The 3942-nt window shown below is 71.8% G+C and carries 2 protein-coding genes; both read right to left on the bottom strand.

Annotation, left to right across the window (positions count from 1 at the left end):
- Positions 1-2943 (bottom strand): type I polyketide synthase (locus AC4IJH_RS43145; protein WP_490857509.1); only part of this gene is annotated, 2943 nt, incomplete at its 3' end.
- Between the two features lie 31 nt (positions 2944-2974).
- A partial coding sequence (locus AC4IJH_RS43140; protein WP_490857508.1) for an acyl carrier protein occupies positions 2975-3942 on the bottom strand: 968 nt, incomplete at its 5' end.

Genomic DNA, 3942 nt, shown 5'->3' with positions numbered 1-3942 from the left:
CCACGGATGCGTACGCACCGACAACCGACCAGTGCACACCAGGCCCGCACCACCGGCCAGTTCGACCGCCGCACCCAGCAGCGGATGACCCACCGCCCCCAGGCCCAAGGAGACCGCGTCCCCGCCCAGGTTCGGCCCGGCCTCGGGCGGCCAGAACCGCTCGTGCTGGAAGGCGTACGTCGGCAGCTCGACCCGGTCCGCGGACGGCAGCACCTTCGCCCAGTCGACCGTCACGCCATGGACGAAGGCCTCCGCGAAGGACGTGAGGAGCCGAGTCGCACCACCGTCGTCGCGGCGCAGCGTCCCACACACCACACCCGCCGCCGTACCGGGGCCGGCGTCCTGCGCGACCTCTTCGAGCGTGTCGTTCATCGCCCCCAACAGCACCGGGTGCGGGGTCACCTCGATGAAGATCTGGTGCCCCTGGTCGGCGAGCGTGCGTACCGCACGGTCGAAGTGCACGGTAGCCCGGAGGCTCCCGTACCAGTACGCGGCGTCCAGCTCCTCGCCGGACAGCGTCTCGCCGGACATGGCCGACACCATCGGCATCCGACCCTGGCGCGGGGTCACATCGGCCAGTACGGAGACGATCTCCGCCTCCAGCCGCTCCACCTGGGCGCTGTGCGAGGCGTAGTCCACGGCCACCATCCGGGCCCGGATGCCTTCCGCGTCCAGTTCGGCCCGCAGCTCCTCCAGCGCCTCCGGATCGCCGGAAACCACCACCGCGAACGGCCCGTTGACCGCGGCCAGCGACAGCCGCTCGCCCCACTTCGGCAAACGCTCCTCGACAGCGGCGGCCGACAGGCTCACCGAGAGCATCCCGCCCGCACCCGCCAGCACCTTCAACGACTGCGACCGCAACGCCACGACCCGGGCACCGTCCTCCAGCGACAGCATCCCAGCAACCGTCGCCGCCGCGATCTCACCCTGCGAGTGACCCACCACCGCATCCGGTGAGACACCGGCGGCCTCCCACACCGCCGCCAGCGACACCATCACCGCCCACAGCGCAGGCTGGACAACGTGCGCCGCCTCCAGAGCGGGAGCGCCCGGCGCACCCGCGAGGACATCACTCAGCGACCAGTCGACGAACGGTTCCAGCGCCCGCTCGCACTCGGCGAGACGCGCCGCGAACACCGGGCTGGACTGGGCGAGTTCCCGCCCCATGCCCACCCACTGCGAACCCTGCCCCGCGAAGGCAAACACCACCCGCGCACCCGGCCGGACCGCACCCGAGACCGCCGAACCCGCGGGCACACCGTCCGCCAGGCTCTCCAGGCCGGACACCAGCTCGGTACGGTCAGCGCCCACCACCACCGCACGGTGCTCGAACACCGACCGTGTCGCGGCCAGCGACCACGCCACGTCCTTCGGCTCCAGCTGGGGCCGCGCGCTCACCCAGTCCCGCAGCCGCCCGGCCTGCCCCGTCAGCCCCTCGGCCGACCGGCCCGACACCAGCCAGGCGTGCGCCCCCGACACCACCGGTGCCGGTGCCGCGGTCTCGCCGTTCTCGGGCGCGGCCTCGCCGGACGCCGCTTCCTCGGCGGAGGACTCGGGAGCCTCCTCCAGGATGAGGTGGACATTGGTGCCGCTGATGCCGAAGGAGGACACACCGGCGCGGCGCGGACGCTCGCCGGCCGGCCACGGCACGGCCTCGGTCAGCAGCTGTACGTCGCCTTCCGACCAGTCCACGTGCGGCGAGGGCTCGTCCGCGTGCAGCGTCCTGGGAAGTTCGCCGTGCTGGAGGGCGAGCACCATCTTGATCACACCGGCCACACCGGCCGCCTGCTGGGCATGCCCGATGTTGGACTTCACCGAGCCCAGCCACAGCGGCCGGTCCTCGGGCCGGTCCTGGCCGTAGGTGGCGAGGAGTGCCTGTGCCTCGATCGGGTCGCCCAGCGTGGTGCCCGTACCGTGCGCCTCGACCACGTCCACATCGGCGGCGGTCAGCCGGGCGCTGGCCAGCGCGGCGCGGATCACCCGCTGCTGGGAGGGTCCGTTGGGCGCCGTCAGACCGTTGGACGCGCCGTCCTGGTTCGTCGCGGAGCCGCGTACCACCGCGAGGACCTTGTGACCGTTGCGCACGGCGTCGGACAGTCGCTCCACGACGACCATGCCCGCGCCCTCGCCCATACCCATGCCGTCGGCGTCCGCCGAGAACGCCTTGCAGCGCCCGTCCTCGGCCAGGCCGCGCTGCCGGGAGAAGCCGACGAAGCCCGCGGGCGAGGCCATGATCGTGACGCCACCGGCGAGCGCGAGCGAGCACTCGCCGGAGCGCACTGCCTGGCAGGCCAGGTGCAGCGCCACCAGGGACGAAGAGCACGCCGTGTCGATGGACACCGCGGGCCCCTGCAGCCCGAGCAGGTAGGAGATACGGCCCGACATCACGCTGGCCGCGCCACCGGTCATCAGGTGCCAGTCCAGGCCCTCGATGCTCCGCAGGCCCTCGTGCGTGACGTAGTCGGAGGGAGCGACACCGACGAACACACCGGTCAGCGAGCCCCGGAGCGAGGCCGGGTCGACCCCGGCCCGCTCCAGCGCCTCCCAGGAGGTCTCCAGCAGCAGCCGCTGCTGCGGGTCCATCGCCAGCGCCTCGCGCGGGCTGATCCCGAAGAACCCGGCATCGAAACTCGCCGCGTCCCGCAGGAAGCCGCCCTCGACCACATAGGACGTGCCCTGGTTGTCCGGGTCCGGGTCGTACACGCCCTCGGCGTCCCAGCCCCGGTCCGTCGGGAAGCCGGAGATCGCGTCCCCGCCCGCGGCCAGGAGGTCCCACATCTCTTCCGGAGTGGTCACCCCGCCCGGGTACCGGCAGCTCATGCCGACGATCGCCAATGGCTCCGACGAAGCCGAGACGAGCTGGCGGTTCCGCTGACGCAGCCGCTCGGTTTCCTTCACGGAGGCACGCAGCGCTTCAAGGAGCTTGTCGGCCTGTCCGGTCATCGCTGCCTCCACGCATCGAGCATCATCAACTTCACTCCGTCTCGCCGTCCAAGGCCAGGCGGATCAGGCTTTCGGCGTCCAACTCGTCGATGTCCTCGGCCTCTTCGCCCTTGTCGTCGACCAGGGCGTCGTCGTGGACGTCGGCGAGTCGCATCAAGACCTCCATCAGCCCGGCCTCACGGAACCTGGACAGCGGGACGGTCGCGAGCGCCTTCCGGAGTTTCTCCTCGGCAGGCTGTGTTTCGCCATGTTCAGCGATCTCCGGCAGCAGCTTTTCCTGCAGGAACGCGGCCAGTTCCACGGGGTTGGGGTAGTCGAAGACGAGCGTGGCCGGCAGCCGCAGTCCGGTCGCGGTGTTCAGGCGGTTGCGCAGCTCCACCGCGGTCAGCGAGTCGAAGCCCAGGTCGGAGAAGGCTCTGGTGGGTTCGATGGCGTCGGCGGAGGTGTGTCCGAGCACGGCCGCCACATGCGTACGGATCAGGTCGGTGAGCCTGCGCTCCCGGTCCTGCTGCGACAGTCCGGCCATCTGCTGGTGCAGCGAGTCCGCGCCGCCGCTGCCCGAGGCCGCGGTACGGCGACCGGAGCCGCCGCTGACCAACGCCCGCCACAGCGAGGGGACTTCCGCGCTGTGAGTGGCCTGGGCCCGCAGCCCGGCCAGGTCGAGACGGGCCGGTACGAGTACGGGCTCGTCGCGGGTGAGCGCCAGATCCAGCAGGGCCAGACCGTCCTCCGCGCTCAGCGCGTTGACGCCACCACGGTTGATGCGGGCCCGTTCGGCGTCGGTGAGCTGCCCGGTCAGCGCGCTGGCCTCGGCCCACATGCCCCAGGCCAGCGACGTTCCGGGCAGTCCGGCCGCCCTGCGGTCGGCCGCCAGCGCGTCGAGGAAGGCGTTGGCCGCCACGTAGTTGCCCTGGCCCGGAGAGCCGAAGGTCGCCGCGGCCGAGGAGAACAGCACGAAGTGCTCCAGGTCCATGCCCTGGGTCAGCTCGTGCAGGTGCC

This window comes from Streptomyces sp. UF-297, from assembly GCF_058245575.1.
The sequence above is the reverse complement of the archived record's forward strand: the minus strand, read 5'-3'. Positions and strand labels throughout refer to the sequence as shown.